We start from the raw sequence: 15,429 nt of genomic DNA, 5'->3' as shown, positions 1-15,429 counted from the left end.
AGCCGTGTTAGAGACGGAAAAGGCGCGGATCACCGTGCTGTCCATCGGCTGCGCGATCCAAGCGTGGGAGGTTAAAAGCCGCCCGCACCGGTCGGTCGTGCTCGGCTATGGCAACCCGGCGGATTACATCGCCAACCCGGTGGCCATGGGCATCGTGATCGGGCGCGTGGCGAACCGGATCAGCGGCGGGCGTTTCACGCTGGACGGCCAGACGCACACCCTGCCCCGCAACGCCGGACCTGATCACATCCACGGCGGCCCCGGCGGGTTCGGCTGGCGCAACTGGCGGATGGAACGGGACGGGTCCCGCGCGGTACGGTTGACGCTGACCTCGGAGGACGGCGACCAGGGATATCCGGGCAAGGCAGAGGCAAGCGTGACCATGACGCTCGACGGGGCGGCGTTGCGGTACGACATGAAAGTCACCGTGGACAGGCCCAGCCCGGTGAACCTTGCGCAGCACAGCTATTTCAACCTGATGGGCGATGGCGACGTGATGGACCACGTGCTGCAACTGCGCGCGTCGAACTACACCCCCAACGGCCCCGACCTGATTCCGCTGGGGAAAGTCGCGCCAGTTGACGGCACGATTTACGATTTCCGCAAACCGCGCCGATTGGGTTTGGCCGATCCCGACCGCGAGGGCAGCGATGCCAATGTTGTCCTCGACCCCGGCGAAGGCCCTGCGGCGACCCTGACCGCGCCGGACGGGCTGCGCCTGCGGCTCTGGACGGACCAGCCGGGATTGCAAGTCTATTCCTCGGTCACGCTGGGCCCGCACGGCACGCCGATGCCCGGCCCGCGCCACCTGCCCTTTGCCGCGCTCTGCCTCGAAGCGCAGGGGTATCCCGACGCGCTGAACAAGGGCTTTCCCGCCTCCATCGCAACGCCCGACGCCCCCTACACCCAGACAACAACGATCGAGATCGCATGACCCTCCACTCCGCGCTCAACCTCGCCGACTTCCCCCTCGACGCGCCCGGATCGGACGCCTACGCGGCGCTTGTCGCGCGCTGCCGGAGCGAGATGGAAGCCGAAGGGATGTTCAACCTCGACGCTTTCGTGACGGCTGCCGCCGCGCAGACGGAGGCCGACCGCCACAAGCCGAAGATGGCCACCGAAAGCTTCAACCACGCGCGCACCCACAACGTCTATTTCCGCAAGGAGGTGCCGGGCCTCGCCCCCGATCACCCCGCCCTGCGCCCGTTCGATACGTCGAACAACACGCTGTGTTCGGACCAGCTGGACGGGTCGCTTGTCGGGCAGATCTATCGCTGGCAACCGCTGATCGATTTCCTTGCCACCGTGATGGACAAGCCCGCGCTTTATCCGATGGACGACCCGCTCGCGGCGTTCAACGTCATGCAATACGCCGAGGGGCAGGCGCTGAACTGGCATTTCGACCGCTCGGAATTCACGGTCACGCTGTTGCTGCAGGCCCCGGACGAGGGCGGCGCGTTCGAATACCGCACGGGCCTGCGCACACCCGACGATCCGAATTACGAGGGTGTCGCACAGCTTCTGGCAGGGGATGACCCGCAGATGAAATCCATGTCGGTCGTGCCGGGGACGCTGAACGTGTTCAAGGGTGTGAACACGCCACACCGTGTGACCCCCGTGGTCGGGGATCGCCCGCGAATGATCGCGGTTCTGACCTATTATGAACGCCCCGGCGCGATGTTCACCCGCGAAGAGCAGATGGGCTTTTACGGGCGCACCACCTACGCCTGAGCCAGCCAGAATTTCCGTACGAAAATTCTCCCTCCGTCACGCCACCTGGTGAGCGATGGCGCATTGCTTCCACAGCGTCTTCAGCGCCGTGACAAGGCGGTCGATGTCGCCATCGGTGTGCAGCGGGCCGGGGGTGAAGCGCAGCCGCTCCGTGCCTTTCGGGACGGTCGGGTAATTGATCGGCTGCACGTAGATCCCGTAATCCTGCATCAGGATATCGGCGATCTGGCGGCATTTGACCGGATCCTTGATCATCACCGGGATGATATGGGACGGGTTCGGCAGGTGCGGGATGCCTTCGCGGTCAAGCGCGGCGCGCAGCTTGGCCACCTGTTCGCGCTGGCGCTTGCGCTCTGCGCTCGACGCCTTCAGGTGCCGGATCGAGGTGGTCGCGCCCGCCGCCACTGCCGGGGGTAATGCCGTGGTAAAGATGAACCCGCTGGCAAAGGACCGGACGAAGTCGCACAGCGCCTCGGACCCGGTGATGTAACCGCCGACAACGCCATAGGCCTTGCCCAGCGTGCCCTCGATCAGCGTGATCCGGTCAGCCAGCCCTTCGCGTTCGGAAATGCCGCCGCCGCGGGGACCGTACAGGCCCACGGCATGCACCTCGTCGAGATAGGTCATGGCGCCGTGTTTCTCGGCCACTTCGACGATTTCCTGCATCGGGCAGATATCGCCGTCCATCGAATAGACACTCTCGAACGCCACGATCTTGGTCGCGTTCGACGGAAGCGCGGTCAGCTTGCGGTCAAGGTCTTCGGGGTCGTTGTGCTTCCAGATCACCTTCTGGCAGCGGGCGTGGCGCATGCCTTCGATCATCGAGGCATGGTTCAGCTCGTCCGACAGGATCACCGCATCCGGAAGCCGCGCCCCGAGCGTCGACAAGGCCGCCCAGTTCGACACGTAGCCCGAGGTGAACAGCAGCGCGCTTTCCTTGCCGTGCAGGTCGGCCAGTTCCGCCTCCAGCACCTTGTGGTGGTGGTTGGTCCCCGAGATGTTGCGCGTGCCCCCCGCGCCCGCGCCGCACTCGTCGATCACGCGTTTCATCGCGGCGCGCACCTCGGTGTTCTGGCCCATGCCAAGGTAGTCGTTCGAACACCAGACCGTCACCTCGTCTGGTGCGTCGTCATCGTGGCTGCGCGCGCGCGGGAAGGCACCGCAGCGGCGCTCGAGCTCGGCGAAGATGCGATAGTTGCCCTCGTCTTTCAGCACGTCCAGTTGTTCGTTGAACAGCCCGTCAAAGTCCATCGGCCATCTCCCTTGTCGTGTCTTGTCGTTTGGGCGCGGGCAGCATCCAGCGCCAGAGTTTCGCATCCGGCAGCGGCAGCACCATCAGCCAGTGTTCCAGAAGGGCGAGCGTCGTGATCGCCGCCAAAAGGGCAAAGCCCGTCACGTCCGCCGGCGCGCTCACCGCGTAAAGCCGCTCCAGCCAGCAGGCGGTGGCGAAGGTCAGCGCGGTGATCGACACGGGGTAGAGCCAGTTCATCGGTGCGATCCGGAAATGGCTTTGCAGGTGCGTCAGCTTCGCGGGCAGGAATTCCACGTTGATGCGCGGCACCCCGGCATAGAGGTTCAGCTTGGCCGACACCCGCGCAAAGTATAGCACCACGAAGGTCCAGAGGCCGAATGCGTTGGGTGCCCCCCAGCCGAACCACAGGATCGCGATAAGCGCGGCGGTCAGAAGTATCTCGTGATAAGCCACGGTGCCCCATGCCCGCAGGAACCGCTCCCATTCCGGGACGCCCTCGGGACAGGGGGAGGTATTCGGCCCGGTGATCTCTCCCGTCAGGAAGGCCAGTTCGATCCAGCCCCAGACCGCCAGCGCCGACAGGAATGCATAGGTGGCTGCCATGGGCGTTTCGATATGGAACGTGGTGCTCAGCCCCCAGACGCCCAGCGCGAAGACGGGCAGCGACAGAACCGTCAGCGCCGTGCCCCTGTTCGCCCGGTCCGCCACGCGCACCGCGAACAGGATCGCCCCGGTGGAAAACCACCAGGCAAACAGCGCGAAGGCCGCAGCGATCCAGGGGCTGGTCACAAGCGCCCCCTGTCCCGAGGCGCGCATGCAAGGGCGCGACGAGGTGCCATCAGTACGCAGGCTCCAGCCGGACGCTATCGGGCACGTCATGGCGAATGGCCGGGATCGTCAGCAGCGACAGGAACGCCGCACCCGCCTGCGCCTGCGCCACAATTTTCGCAAGAAAATTGTTGGCCGCTGCAAGGTCGGCATTGGCCTTCTGCAACCGCACCAGCCCGCGCTGCCAGCGCGGATGCTCGATATCCAGCGTGATCGGGAAGATCTGTTCGCTGAGCTTCGATGTCTTGGTATAGACCTCGTGAGCGTACCAGTCCGGGTCGACCCCCAATGCCTCGTGGAAGGCGGGACGCTGATGGTCACGGACGTACATCGTGGCATAGACCGCCGTCAGGAAGAACTTGATCCAGTAGACGTTGATGCCGCTGGTCAGCTTCGGGTCGGTTTTCATCAGCAGCGCGAACGCCTCGCCATGGCGGAACTCGTCGCCGCACCATTCCTCGAACCACTTGAAGATCGGGTGGAAGCGGTGTTCGGGATTGGCCTGCAAATGCCGGAAAATCGTGATGTAGCGGGCGTAGCCGATCTTTTCGCTGAGGTAGGTCGCGTAATAGATGAACTTCGGCCGGAAGTAGGTGTACTTCTTCTTCTGCGTCAGGAAACCGAGGTTCACCGCAACCCCCGCCTCGCGCAGCGCGTCGTTGATGAACCCGGCATGCCGCGCCTCGTCCCGCGCCATCAGTTGGAACAGCTGCACGATGTCACCGTTCTTGCCGCGCCGCTTCATCTCCTTGTAAAGGACGCAGCCCGAGAACTCGGCGGTGCAGGAAGAGATCAGGAAGTCGATGAACTCCTTCTTCAACTGCGGCTCCATCCCGTCCCAATCGACGGTGTCCCAGTCCTCATTCTTCTTGAAATGACCCTTGTTCGGGTCTGATTCCATCTCTTCGATCAGCCCGTCCCACTCGGCCCGGACGGGGGAGACGTCGATCGCGTCCATCTCGTCGAAATCGGTGGTGTAGAAGCGCGGCGTCAGCAGGGTGTTCTGCATCGCCACGTCGGTGGCAAACTGGCTGTCGTACTTGGCCTGCTCTTCCTGGATGGCAAGGCCCTCTTCGACGGTGGTGGCGTCGGCGGTGTGCTTGGCGTGCATGTTCGTCGCACCGGAGGTGCGCGGGTTCTGAATATTCACAGCGTCACCTCCTCGGAGAAGGAGAACTCGCACAGCTCCATCACCTCAAGGTCGCCGGTCAGGCGCGTCCACTGGCGTTCCAGCCACGAGGCGCGGACGATGGTGGCCTCGCGCTGTTCGACGACGATCTCGCCGAAGGGCGCCATGATTTCGGCACCATGCACTTTCACCTCGTCACCGGGGTGGATGACCGATCCGTCGTCGAACCGCACATGCGCGTGCAGGCTTTCGAACTTGTGGCTCACCTCGACGGTGCAGGGGACTTTCTCGAACTCTCGGGTCAGCAATCCCATGGTTCTCTCCTCATTGCGCCAGAAGCCGGGCGAAGGCTCTGGCATTGTCTGCGCCGAACCCCATCAGGTCGGCGCTCCATCCGGTGGACGGGTCGGTGATCGACAGCCGTCCGTTTTCGTGGCGAGAGACGGTGACGGGACCGTTCAGGTCCGTGCCCGCCTTTGTGCGTTCGCGCTGCAACACGCGCGCGACGCCAGCGATGAACCCGCCTTTCGCTTCGTCAAGATGCGCGATGGCGCTGCCCATCGGGTCAAGCACGATGATCCGGCCCGACTGGTCGGCCCGCAGGATCACGTCGCGCGACATGGCAACCTCGGACACGGGCGGGGTGGCCGACAGGGGCCTGTCCGTCAGACGCGCATACGAGGCGACGACCAGGGCGCCCAGAACCAGTCCAAGCATGGCCTTGCCCATGAAGGGCGGGATCACCGGGGTGTCGTGCGAACGCGTGTCGGCCATCGTCTCTACTCCGCGGCGATCGCCTGCTTGGGCAGGCGGATTTCGGGTTGGGAAATGCGCGCCTCTGCCGCCTCGCCGATCAGGCGGGCGATGCGTTCGGCATCGGGGATGCAGCGCAGGGCGGGCTGGGTCTTTTTCATACGCCATGGCCGCACGTGCGGCCATGTCATGACGTAACTGAACTGCACATCGCCCAGCGTGTCGAAGGCGATGGTGCCGGTGCCGCGCCGGCCCATGGCAAGGTCGGCGCGGGCGATCTGGCGATAGGGCAGGTTCAGCGTGACGGTCAGCGCCGCGCCAATGCGCATCGCCACCCGCCGGTTCGTCACGGTATAGACGGTCGCCCAAGCCTGGATCGCGGCAAAAGCCGTCAACAGCGCGACGACGATCGCGCCGAGGATCAGGAACGGCATGGAGACCGCCACCGCCTGACCCAACGGCATCAGGTCCACCGCCGCGCCGAACCGCCACAGCGCCAGCACGACGAAATACCCGATCACCCACGGCAGGCTCAGCGATTGCCACGCCAGCGCGCGCCAGTCAGGCCGCCCCTGCCACAGGATTACCTCGCCTTCCGGCGGAAGCTCGGGCAGGCCCTTGATCGGTTCCTGGTCAAAATCGTCGTGCATGACGCACCTCCTGTCAGAGCTGCGGCTCTTGCCGCGCTTCGCTCGCATAGAGGTAGCCACCGGCGTAGTAGCCGCTGATCTTGTCCTCTTCGAGCTTGGTCACCTGCGCATCGCTGGCCGTGGTCGGGATGCCCGCGAAGTTGTGGGCATAGAGCGACTTGATGAACACCTTGCCCATCCAGATGCGCGCCAGCGTGATCGGCACGATCCGCGTACCGCCGCCATGTGCGTCGTCGAGCGTGTATTCGAGGTAGCGCACCAGCTGCTCGGGTTCGTCCACCCACATGTCGGTGACGGTGCCCACGACCTGCTTGTCACCGGAGATCACGGGGTACCCGCGCGGGTCCGACCCGGCGGCGTGCACGAATTCGGTGTTGCGCATCGGGATGATCTTGGGATGGCCTTTCCAGTTAAGCTCGGGGATGTCCTCCCGCGGGGCCCATGATGCGGGGCCGACGCCATCGGCCATCGGATCGCCCGTCGGTTCCAACGGGTACCCGTTGCCCGGACCGACCCGTTGCAGCGCGATATCCGCGCGCTCGGGCGTCTGTTCGGACGGAAGCGACTTGGTGCCGCGCCCGTTGGGCAGGATGAAGGTCTTGTCCTCGGGCACGGGGAACGGCCCCTGATTGGCGGCGACGTTTCCGTCGTCATCCGTCATCGGGTAACCTTCGCGCATGTTCTCGCGCTGGAGGTAGTACACCAGCAGGGCGAAGAAGATGTAGAACAGCCAGAGCGTCAGGCTGACCAGATCGAAATTGCCAAAGAATGGTTCCGCCATGGGATGGTCTCCTTAAGTCTCAGGTCGGAAAATCCGCCAGGCCCAGCCGGGCCTGACGGGTGTTGAGTTGCCGGGTCCCCGCGCGAACGAGGGGACCCAGGATGATAAGCGTGACGAACAGAAGTCCGATTTCGAGGTGGTAGACGGCCGAATAACCGGTCGCGGGATTGGCCAGTGCCTCACCCCACCGTCCGGCGAGGGCCGCACCGCCCACGATGTCGCGAATGCCGCCACCCAGCGCGATGGCCAGCCCCGCCGCCGTGGCCTGCGCAGCGCCCCACGCGCCCAGCGCCAGACCGCGACCGGCCAGCCCTTCGGCGGGCAGCGTCATCGCGGCCATCAGGGTGGCCACGGCAAAGTACCCGCCGCCAAACCCGATCAGCACCGCACCTGCGTAGAACAGGGGTGTCGATTGCAACGGCGCGGCAAAGATCACCAGCGCGAAGGCGAACAGCCCCGCGACCAGACCCATCCCCGCCATGCGGAACGGGTTGCCTCCCCGCGCCAACCTGCGACCCGCCAGCGCAAAGCCTGCCAGCGCCCCGCTTGCCCACAGCGCCGTCAGCCACGTGGTCTTTGATACCGAAAGGCCAAGGATCTCGCCGCCATAGGGCTCCAGCAGAACGTCCTGCATGTTGAACGCCATCGTCCCGGCAAAGACGACCGCCAGCAGCCGCCCCGCCGTACCGCCACCGGCATAATCCGCCCATGCGTCGCGGAACCGGGGACGCGGCGCAGCGCGCTCCTCCCGCGACATCGGGCGCACCTTTTCCTGTTTCCACAGCGCGATCAGGTTCAACAGGATGCCGGCCAGCGCCGCCCCCTGCACGACCCGCACCAACCGCTCCTGACTGAAATCGGTCAGGAGCCAGCCGATGACGAGCGACGACAGACCCATCCCCAAGAGGAACATCACGTACAAAAGCGCCACGACGCGCGGCCGCGTTTCTTCATCCGCACGATCGGCGGCCAGTGCCAGCCCCGCCGTCTGCGTCATGTGCAGGCCCAGGCCCGTCATCAGGAAGGCCAGCGCCGCCAGCACTTCCCCGGCCCATGTGGGCCCGAGCGTCTGGTCACCCGACAGCACGATCAGCGCAAAGGGCATGACCGCCAGACCGCCCATCTGCCACAACGACCCGAACCACAGGTAAGGCACCCGCTTCCACCCGATGGCGCTGCGATAGGTGTCCGACCGGAAGCCCAGCAGCGCCCGGAACGGCGCGATCAGCACCGGCAGCGCGATCATCAGCGCCACGACCATCGCGGGCACCGAAAGCTCGACGATCATCACCCTGTTCAGCGTCCCCAGCAGCATGACGGTGGCCATGCCGACGGAGACCTGGAACAGCGACAGGCGCAGCAACTGGCCCAGCGGCAGACCCTCGCTCGCCGCATCCGCGAAGGGCAGCGCGCGCATCGTCAGGCGCGTCAGGGGATGGGGCGCGCGGGCGGTCATGGCGTCAGCTCCATCGCCGCGCTGATGTAGAACCCGCGATGCACCCGCGTGACCGGGCGCAGCATCCGCCGCACGCCCGCATCGCGGCAGGCGCGCTGCAAACCGTCGAAGCTGTGCGGCACCATTGTGGGCGAGCGGTCAGCCTTGGGAAACATCTGCCCCGCGCGCCACATCATCATCAGCAGCGCCGAGCGCGGCGCGACGGTGAACACGATCGACCCCGACGTGCGGTATTCAAAATCATGCAGCGCCCGCGCGATATCGCCCGCCGAGTAATAGATCAGGCTGTCCATCGCGACGACATGTTCGAAATAGCCGTGCTGGGCGCTCAGCATGTCACCGGAGGCAAAGCTCACCTGGTGACGCACATCGCGCGGCAGGCGTGCCCGCGCGATCCCGATCAGCGAGGGCGAGATATCGACGCCCACAACCTCCGCCCCGCGCCGCGCCAGTTCGACGCTCAGCGCCCCGGTGCCACAGCCCGCATCCAGCACCCGCTGCCCCGTCATGTCGAGCGGCAGGCGCGTCAGGATCATCGCGCGCATCTCGTCCCGGCCCGCGCGAACCGTCTGGCGGATGCGCGACACCGGCGCGTCCGACGTCAGCGCCTCCCACGTGCGCGTTGCGGTGCGGTCGAAATACGTCTCCACCCGTGCGCGCGTGCGCGCATAGGCCGACCGCGTCGCGGGCAGTTCGGCGATATCACCGCTCATGCGGGACAGGGGAGGGCGCGATCCGTCCATCAATCGAAACCCAGAAGCTCGAAAATCTCGCGGTCGGGCAGCGGGGCGGGGGCCAGCGGTTCGGTCCCGCGCCACAGCGTCTCGGCCAGCCGCACGTATTCGGCCCGTGCCATGACGATGTCGTCCTCGTCCGGCATCTCGAACAGCGTCTTCTTCTTCAGGCGAGACCGCCGGATCGCGTCGAAATCGGGCATGTGCGCGATGCGGTTGAAGCCCACCACGTCGCAATACCGGTCCACCTCGTCCGTGGCCTTCGACCGGTTGGCGACACATCCCGCCAACCGCACCTTGTAGTTCGCGCTCTTGGCCTGAACGGCGGCGATGATCCGGTTCATCGCGTAGATCGAGTCGAAATCGTTGGCCGTCACGATCACCGCACGGTCGGCGTGCTGCAAGGGCGCCGCAAAGCCCCCGCACACCACGTCGCCCAGCACGTCAAAGATCACCACGTCGGTGTCATCCAGCATGTGATGCTGCTTGAGCAGCTTTACCGTCTGCCCCACGACGTACCCGCCACAGCCGGTGCCCGCAGGCGGCCCACCGGCCTCCACACATTGCACGCCGCCCCAGCCTTCGGTCACGAAATCCTCGGGGCGCAACTCCTCGGGGTGGAAATCCACCTCCTTCAGGATGTCGATCACCGTGGGCTGCAACCGCCCGGTCAACGTAAACGTGCTGTCGTGCTTCGGATCACACCCGATCTGCAGCACCCGCTTGCCCAGCTTGGCAAAGGCCGCCGACAGGTTGGACGAGGTCGTCGACTTCCCGATCCCGCCCTTGCCATAGACCGAAAAGACCTTGGCCCCCTCGATCTTCATCGAGGCGTCCTGGTGCACCTGCACCGATCCTTCGCCATCCTGCCCCCGCAGCACCGGGGGATTGCGATCCAATGGGCTCATCCGCCCCTCCTTTCGAAGGACTCCACGGTCCTTCTCTGGTTCAAAAATACCTCGGGGGTGTGGGGGCTGGCCCCCACGCACGCCCGATCCAAGAGGCCACGCACGATCATTCCGCCGCCACCCCTTCCATCCGGTCTTCCAGCGCATCCGCCGCCGCCTGCAACGCATCCAGCGTCTCGGCATCCGGCGTCCAATAGGCGCGGTCCGACGCTTCCAGCAGACGGTTCGCCATCCGGCTGGAGGCAACCGGGTTCAACTCCGCCAGCCGCGCGCGCATCTCGTCGTCCAGCACGAAAGTCTCGCTGATGCGTTGGTACACCCACGGCTCCACCTGTCCCGTGGTCGCCGACCAACCCATCGTGTTGGTCACATGCGCCTCGATCTGGCGCACGCCCTCGGCCCCGTGCTTCAACAGCGCCTCGTAGAATTTCGGGTTTAGCGAGCGGGAGCGTGTCTCCAGCGCCACCTGGTCCGCCAGTGTACGTACCTTGCCCGTCCCGCGCGTCGTGTCGCTGATATAGACGGCGGCCTCATCGCCACCCCGCGCCCGCTTCACCGCACGCGAGATACCGCCCAGCGTGTCGAAATAATGGTCAACCGTGGTGACCCCCAACTCGACCGATTCAAGGTTCTGATAGGCCAGATCCACATCCGCCAGCGCCCGCGTCAGAAGTTCCGCGTTCTTCCGCGCCTTGCCGTCCGTGCCATAGGCGAACGACTTCCGCGCCTCGTAGGCATCGGCCAGCTCGTCTTCCTCGCCAAAGGCCGAGGCATCGACCAACTGGTTCACGTTCGACCCGTACGCGCCCTCGGCATTCGAGAAGACGCGCAACGCCGCCGTCTCCATGTCGCAGCCATGCTCGGCGGCATAGGCTCGGGCATGGGCGCGGACAAAATTCATCTCGTCCGGCTCATCCGCCATCGCCGCCAGCAGCGCGGCCTCGGCCAGCAGTTTCGTCTGTAACGGCAGCAGGTCGCGGAAGATGCCCGACAGGGTCATCACCACGTCGATCCGCGGGCGACCCAGCTCTTCCAGCGGGATCAGGTCCGCCCCGCACATGCGCCCGAACGCATCGAACCGCGGCTTCGCCCCGATCAGCGCCAACGCCTGCCCAATGGGCTCGCCATCCGACTTGATATTGTCCGACCCCCACAGAACCACCGCGACCGACCGCGGCAGCGTCGCGTGCGTTTCCAACAGCAATCGAGCCTGTTCCGCACCCGCACGGCAGGCATATTCCGACGGCATCCGGAACGGGTCGAACGCGTGGATGTTGCGGCCCGTGGGCAGGATGTCGGCGTTGCGCACGATGTCGCCCCCCGGCACCGGCGGCGTGTAATGCCCGCCCAGCGCGCGGATCAGACCCGGCAATTCGGTGTCCTGCGCCAGCGCCTCCCGCGCGGCCTCCGTCGGCTCCGGCATGGCGTCGAGGTAGCTTTGCCGCTCCGCCTCCGTGAGTGGTGCGCCGACGACGTGCAGTCCCTCGGGGATCAACGCGCTTTCGGTATCGAGCAGCTTCAGCCACAGCCCGTCCGGGTCGTCCCCCGGCAGGTCCACAGTCGCCGCCTGATCAGCGATCAGCGTCGCAAGCTCATCGTCCCGCTCGGCATCCGGTAAGCTCCGCCACCGCGTCAGCGAGTCCTTCAACTCGGCCAGCGCCTTGTAGAGCCCCGCCTGCGCCAAGGGCGGCGTCAGGTGCGTGACCGTTACCGCGCCCGACCGGCGCTTGGCCAGCGTCGCCTCGGAAGGGTTGTTGGCGGCGTACAGGTAGACGTTCGGCACGTCCCCGATCAGCCGATCCGGCCAGCACTGGCCCGACAGACCCGCCTGCTTGCCCGGCATGAATTCCAGCGCCCCGTGCATCCCGAAATGCAGCAGCACATCGGCCCTGAACGTCTCCCGCAGCCACAGGTAAAAGGCGCTGAACGCATGGGTCGGCGCAAAGCCACCCTCGAACAGCAGGCGCATCGGGTCGCCCTCGTACCCGAACCCCGGCTGCAACCCGACAAACACGTTGCCGAACTGCTGGCCCAGCACGAACACCCCCCGCCCGTCCGACTGCACGCGCCCCGGCGCCGGGCTCCACACGGCCTCGATCTCGTTCAACCACGGCGTCCCGCGCACGATGTCGTCAGCGGTGACCAGCGCGGCCACGTTCGCTTCCTGCCCGTACTGCGCCGCCGACCCGCCCAGCACCGCCTCGCGCAGCGCCTCGACCGTCTCCGGCACATCGACTGAATAGCCCTGCTCCGCTAACCCGCGCAGCGTGTTCAGAAGCGAGGCAAACACGTCCAGATGCGCCGCCGTCCCCGCCGCTCCCGCGTTCGGCGGGAAGCCGAAAAGCACGATCCCAACCTTGCGATCCGCATTCCGCGCCCGCCGGTTCCGCGCCTGCCGCGCCACCCGGTCGGCCAAGGCCTCCACCCGCTCCGGCGCAGGCGCCATCGCATCGGCCCGCGCACCCTCCGGCGCATGCCCGGCCCCGTGCCGCCCGGCAAAAACCGTCGGCACCGTCGCGCCATCCAGCTCGGGCAAAGCGATCAGCATCGTCGTCTCGATCGGCCCCAGCCCGCCCTGCGACGCGTCCCACTGCTGGAGCGTCTGAAACTCCAGCGGATGCGCCGCGATGTAGGGCACGTCGAGCCGCGTCAGCACGTCAATCGCCGCCGCATTATCGTTATAGGCAGGCCCGCCAACCAGCGAAAACCCGGTCAGCGACACCAGCGCATCGATCCCTTCGAAATACGCGTCAATCGCGGGCCGTCCATCAAGGCCACCAGCAAAAGCCGGGATCACCCGCAGCCCCCGCGCTTCGAACGCGCGGATCACCGCGTCGTAATGGGCAGTGTCAGACGACAACACGTACGACCGCATCATCAGCACGCCCACCGCAGGTGCGTCACTCGCAGGCAAGTCCGCCAGATCGGTCACGATGCCGCAATCGGGGTGATACAGACCCACATCGGGGTACTCGGTCGGCAAGGGCGCATCCGCCCCGCGCCACTCCGGACGGCTCGCATAACGCGAGATCAGGAACCGCACCAACCCCTCGATATTGTCGTCCGACGCACCCAGCCAGTACTGCATGGTCAGGAACCACGCCCGCAGGTCCTGCGCCTTGCCCGGTATCAGCCGCAGGATGCGCGGCAGCCGCCGCAACATGCGCATCTTCTTCGCGCCATCCTCGGTCTTGGGCTCGGACGACCCGCGCAGCTTCTTCAACAGCTGCATCGTGGACGAGGTCGGCGCCGCCATGTCGAGCGCACCCATCTTCGTCAGCTTCACGATCTGCGCATCCGCGATGATGCCAGCCATCGCGTCACACTGGTCCCGCCGCGCTTCCAGCGCCGGGCGGATCGCGCGCACATGATCGTCAAGGAACAACAGCGAGGTCACAACGATATCGCCCCGCTCCACGTCCTCCTTGGCCGCCTCCAGCGCCTCCGGTCGCTCGCCCCACTCGGCGGCGGCATGAACGGCAATCTCCAGCCCCGGAAACTCCGACGCCAACCGCTCGGCTGCCACGTCACACGGCCCGGCGGCATGCCGGTCCAGCGTGATCAGAACCACGCGATATGGATCCAGATCACCGCGCATAATGCGCCTTCGCCTCGTAAAGGGTCTCGACACTGATCTCGGCCACGCCCCGTTCAGCCGCGAAGGCCTCGGTATTCCGCCGCGCCTTGCCACGGACAAAGAACGGCACCTTCCGCAACTCGCGCTCGGCATCCGTCAACCAGATGACCTCTCCACCCGGCGCGGGTTCGATCTTCTCTGGTTCGGAAATACCTCGGGGAGTGTGAGGGGCTGGCCCCTCACTCCCGCCAACCGCCAAAGGCGCATGACCTCCATGATGCGACGGCCCCGCCGCATCGTGGAATTCGAAATCCTCGCGGAACATCGTCAGCAGATGCTCCTCCAGCCCCATGACCAGCGGGTGCACCAGCGTGTCGAACAATACGTTCGCGCCTTCCAACCCCATCACCGGCGAATACCGCGCCGGGAAATCCTGCACATGCACGGGGGCCGAGATCACGGCGCAGGGGATGCCCAGCCGCTTGGCCGTGTGGCGTTCCATCTGGGTGCCAAGGATCATCTCGGGCGCGGCGGCCTCGATGGCGCGTTCGACTTCAAGGTAATCGTCGGTGATCAGCGCCTCGACACCATAGTCCCGCGCCATCGCGCGGAGGGGTCGGGCCATCTCGCGGTTGTAGCAACCAAGGCCAACCACCTCGAACCCCATCTCGTCCCGCGCGACTCGGGCCATCGCCATTGCGTGGGTGCCGTCGCCGAAAATGAAAACGCGTTTGCCGGTCAGGTAGGTCGAGTCGACCGATGCCGAGTACCACGGCAACCGCAACCGGCTCTCATTGAGCCGCGGTGTGATGCCCAGAAGGCCCGCCAGTTCCCTGACGAAATCGTGGGTCGCGCCGACGCCAATCGGCACGACCTTGGTGAAGGGCAGCGACAACTCACGCTCCATCCACCGGCAGGCGGCTTCGCCCGTCTCTGGGTACATGAGCACGTTGGCATGGGCGGCGCCCAAACGCGTCAGGTCGCTCGGAGACGCGCCGTAAGGTGCGGCGACATTCACGTCGACGCCCATATCGTCGAGCAGCGCCGTGATCTCGGTAATGTCGTCACGGTGGCGGAAGCCAAGGCCGGTGGGGCCGATCAGGTTGACGGACGGGCGCGCCGTCTTTTCGCACGGACGCGCCAGCGCGCGCACGATCTGGAACAGCGTCTCATCCGCGCCGAAGTTTTCCTTGCGCTGGTAAGACGGCAGTTCCAGCGGGATCACCGGGACGGGCAGACCCATCGTTTCGGCCATGCCGCCGGGATCGTCCTGGATCAGTTCGGCGGTGCAGGACGCGCCAACGATCATCGCCTCGGGCAGGAAGCGATCATAGGCCTCTTGCGCGGCGGTCTTGAACAGGTTCGCCGTGTCAGAGCCCAGGTCGCGGGCCTGGAACGTCGTGTAGGTCACAGGCGGGCGGTGATTGCGCCGCTCGATCATGGTGAAGAGCAGATCGGCATAGGTGTCGCCCTGCGGCGCGTGCAGGACGTAATGCAGCCCTTTCATCGCCGTGGCGACCCGCATCGCACCCACGTGGGGCGGGCCTTCATATGTCCAGACCGTCAGCTTCATGGCTGGCGCCGGGCCGGGGGTTTCACACCCCCGGACCCCCGTGAGGTATTTCGCAAC

General features: G+C 65.9%; 14 protein-coding genes. 2 read left to right on the top strand and 12 right to left on the bottom strand.

Features of this window, described 5'->3' with window-relative positions:
- Positions 1-4: 4 nt before the first annotated feature.
- Both ATO11_RS11310 and ATO11_RS11305 read left to right on the top strand, forming a co-directional pair.
- Positions 5-934, top strand: a complete 930-nt coding sequence (locus tag ATO11_RS11310) for an aldose epimerase family protein (protein ID WP_050530962.1) — start codon at positions 5-7, stop codon at positions 932-934.
- Positions 931-1,731: a HalD/BesD family halogenase gene (locus tag ATO11_RS11305; protein ID WP_050530961.1), complete on the top strand. Its 801-nt coding sequence runs from the start codon at positions 931-933 to the stop codon at positions 1,729-1,731. Before ATO11_RS11310 ends, ATO11_RS11305 begins: the two co-directional genes overlap by 4 nt.
- A gap of 36 nt (positions 1,732-1,767) precedes the next feature.
- Here the strand turns inward: ATO11_RS11305 and hemA are convergent, their stop codons facing one another.
- From hemA to bchB, 12 genes are all read right to left on the bottom strand, one after another.
- Entirely contained in the window at positions 1,768-2,982 is a 1,215-nt protein-coding gene (hemA, locus tag ATO11_RS11300) for a 5-aminolevulinate synthase (protein WP_050530960.1), read from the bottom strand.
- Entirely contained in the window at positions 2,972-3,772 is an 801-nt protein-coding gene (gene puhE, locus ATO11_RS11295; RefSeq protein ID WP_242601405.1) for a putative photosynthetic complex assembly protein PuhE, read from the bottom strand. Before puhE ends, hemA begins: the two co-directional genes overlap by 11 nt.
- A gap of 49 nt (positions 3,773-3,821) precedes the next feature.
- Complete coding sequence (acsF, locus tag ATO11_RS11290; RefSeq protein WP_050531119.1) at positions 3,822-4,922, bottom strand: magnesium-protoporphyrin IX monomethyl ester (oxidative) cyclase; 1,101 nt, start codon at positions 4,920-4,922, stop codon at positions 3,822-3,824.
- 35 nt (positions 4,923-4,957) lie between these two features.
- Positions 4,958-5,254 carry a hypothetical protein gene (locus tag ATO11_RS11285; protein ID WP_050530958.1) on the bottom strand — a complete coding sequence of 99 codons (297 nt, stop codon included), beginning with the start codon at positions 5,252-5,254 and terminating at the stop codon, positions 4,958-4,960.
- A gap of 10 nt (positions 5,255-5,264) precedes the next feature.
- Entirely contained in the window at positions 5,265-5,714 is a 450-nt protein-coding gene (puhC, locus tag ATO11_RS11280) for a photosynthetic complex assembly protein PuhC (RefSeq protein ID WP_050530957.1), read from the bottom strand.
- Between the two features lie 5 nt (positions 5,715-5,719).
- Positions 5,720-6,343: a photosynthetic complex putative assembly protein PuhB gene (puhB, locus tag ATO11_RS11275; RefSeq protein ID WP_242601404.1), complete on the bottom strand. Its 624-nt coding sequence runs from the start codon at positions 6,341-6,343 to the stop codon at positions 5,720-5,722.
- Positions 6,344-6,356: 13 nt separating this feature from the next.
- The gene (gene puhA, locus ATO11_RS11270) at positions 6,357-7,124 is read right to left on the bottom strand and encodes a photosynthetic reaction center subunit H (RefSeq protein ID WP_050530955.1); all 768 of its coding nucleotides are present in this window, start codon (positions 7,122-7,124) and stop codon (positions 6,357-6,359) included.
- Between the two features lie 19 nt (positions 7,125-7,143).
- A complete protein-coding gene (locus ATO11_RS11265) occupies positions 7,144-8,580 on the bottom strand; it encodes a PucC family protein (RefSeq protein WP_050530954.1) in 1,437 nt (478 codons plus the stop codon).
- A complete protein-coding gene (bchM, locus tag ATO11_RS11260; RefSeq protein WP_050531118.1) occupies positions 8,577-9,293 on the bottom strand; it encodes a magnesium protoporphyrin IX methyltransferase in 717 nt (238 codons plus the stop codon). The genes ATO11_RS11265 and bchM overlap by 4 nt, the downstream gene beginning before the upstream one ends.
- 29 nt (positions 9,294-9,322) lie before the next feature.
- Positions 9,323-10,222 (bottom strand): ferredoxin:protochlorophyllide reductase (ATP-dependent) iron-sulfur ATP-binding protein, encoded by a 900-nt coding sequence (gene bchL, locus ATO11_RS11255; protein ID WP_050530953.1) that lies wholly within the window; start codon positions 10,220-10,222, stop codon positions 9,323-9,325.
- A gap of 106 nt (positions 10,223-10,328) precedes the next feature.
- On the bottom strand, positions 10,329-13,820 hold the full coding sequence (locus tag ATO11_RS11250; protein ID WP_050530952.1) for a cobaltochelatase subunit CobN: 3,492 nt from the start codon (positions 13,818-13,820) through the stop codon (positions 10,329-10,331).
- The gene (gene bchB, locus ATO11_RS11245) at positions 13,810-15,372 is read right to left on the bottom strand and encodes a ferredoxin:protochlorophyllide reductase (ATP-dependent) subunit B (protein ID WP_050530951.1); all 1,563 of its coding nucleotides are present in this window, start codon (positions 15,370-15,372) and stop codon (positions 13,810-13,812) included. Before bchB ends, ATO11_RS11250 begins: the two co-directional genes overlap by 11 nt.
- Positions 15,373-15,429: the final 57 nt, after the last annotated feature.

Source organism: Pseudaestuariivita atlantica (assembly GCF_001205715.1).
GTDB lineage: Bacteria > Pseudomonadota > Alphaproteobacteria > Rhodobacterales > Rhodobacteraceae > Pseudaestuariivita > Pseudaestuariivita atlantica.
Note: the sequence above shows the minus strand (reverse complement) of the source record. Positions and strands in the feature narration are given on the sequence as shown.

Excerpts from the sequence above, each read along its gene's own strand:
- ATO11_RS11305 (WP_050530961.1), top strand. The coding sequence starts at position 931 with ATGACCCTCCACTCCGCGCTCAACCTCGCCGACTTCCCCCTCGACGCG.
- hemA (WP_050530960.1), bottom strand. The coding sequence starts at position 2,982 with ATGGACTTTGACGGGCTGTTCAACGAACAACTGGACGTGCTGAAAGAC.
- acsF (WP_050531119.1), bottom strand. The coding sequence starts at position 4,922 with ATGCACGCCAAGCACACCGCCGACGCCACCACCGTCGAAGAGGGCCTT.
- ATO11_RS11285 (WP_050530958.1), bottom strand. The coding sequence starts at position 5,254 with ATGGGATTGCTGACCCGAGAGTTCGAGAAAGTCCCCTGCACCGTCGAG.
- puhC (WP_050530957.1), bottom strand. The coding sequence starts at position 5,714 with ATGGCCGACACGCGTTCGCACGACACCCCGGTGATCCCGCCCTTCATG.
- puhB (WP_242601404.1), bottom strand. The coding sequence starts at position 6,343 with ATGCACGACGATTTTGACCAGGAACCGATCAAGGGCCTGCCCGAGCTT.
- puhA (WP_050530955.1), bottom strand. The coding sequence starts at position 7,124 with ATGGCGGAACCATTCTTTGGCAATTTCGATCTGGTCAGCCTGACGCTC.
- ATO11_RS11265 (WP_050530954.1), bottom strand. The coding sequence starts at position 8,580 with ATGACCGCCCGCGCGCCCCATCCCCTGACGCGCCTGACGATGCGCGCG.
- bchM (WP_050531118.1), bottom strand. The coding sequence starts at position 9,293 with ATGAGCGGTGATATCGCCGAACTGCCCGCGACGCGGTCGGCCTATGCG.
- bchL (WP_050530953.1), bottom strand. The coding sequence starts at position 10,222 with ATGAGCCCATTGGATCGCAATCCCCCGGTGCTGCGGGGGCAGGATGGC.
- ATO11_RS11250 (WP_050530952.1), bottom strand. The coding sequence starts at position 13,820 with ATGCGCGGTGATCTGGATCCATATCGCGTGGTTCTGATCACGCTGGAC.
- bchB (WP_050530951.1), bottom strand. The coding sequence starts at position 15,372 with ATGAAGCTGACGGTCTGGACATATGAAGGCCCGCCCCACGTGGGTGCG.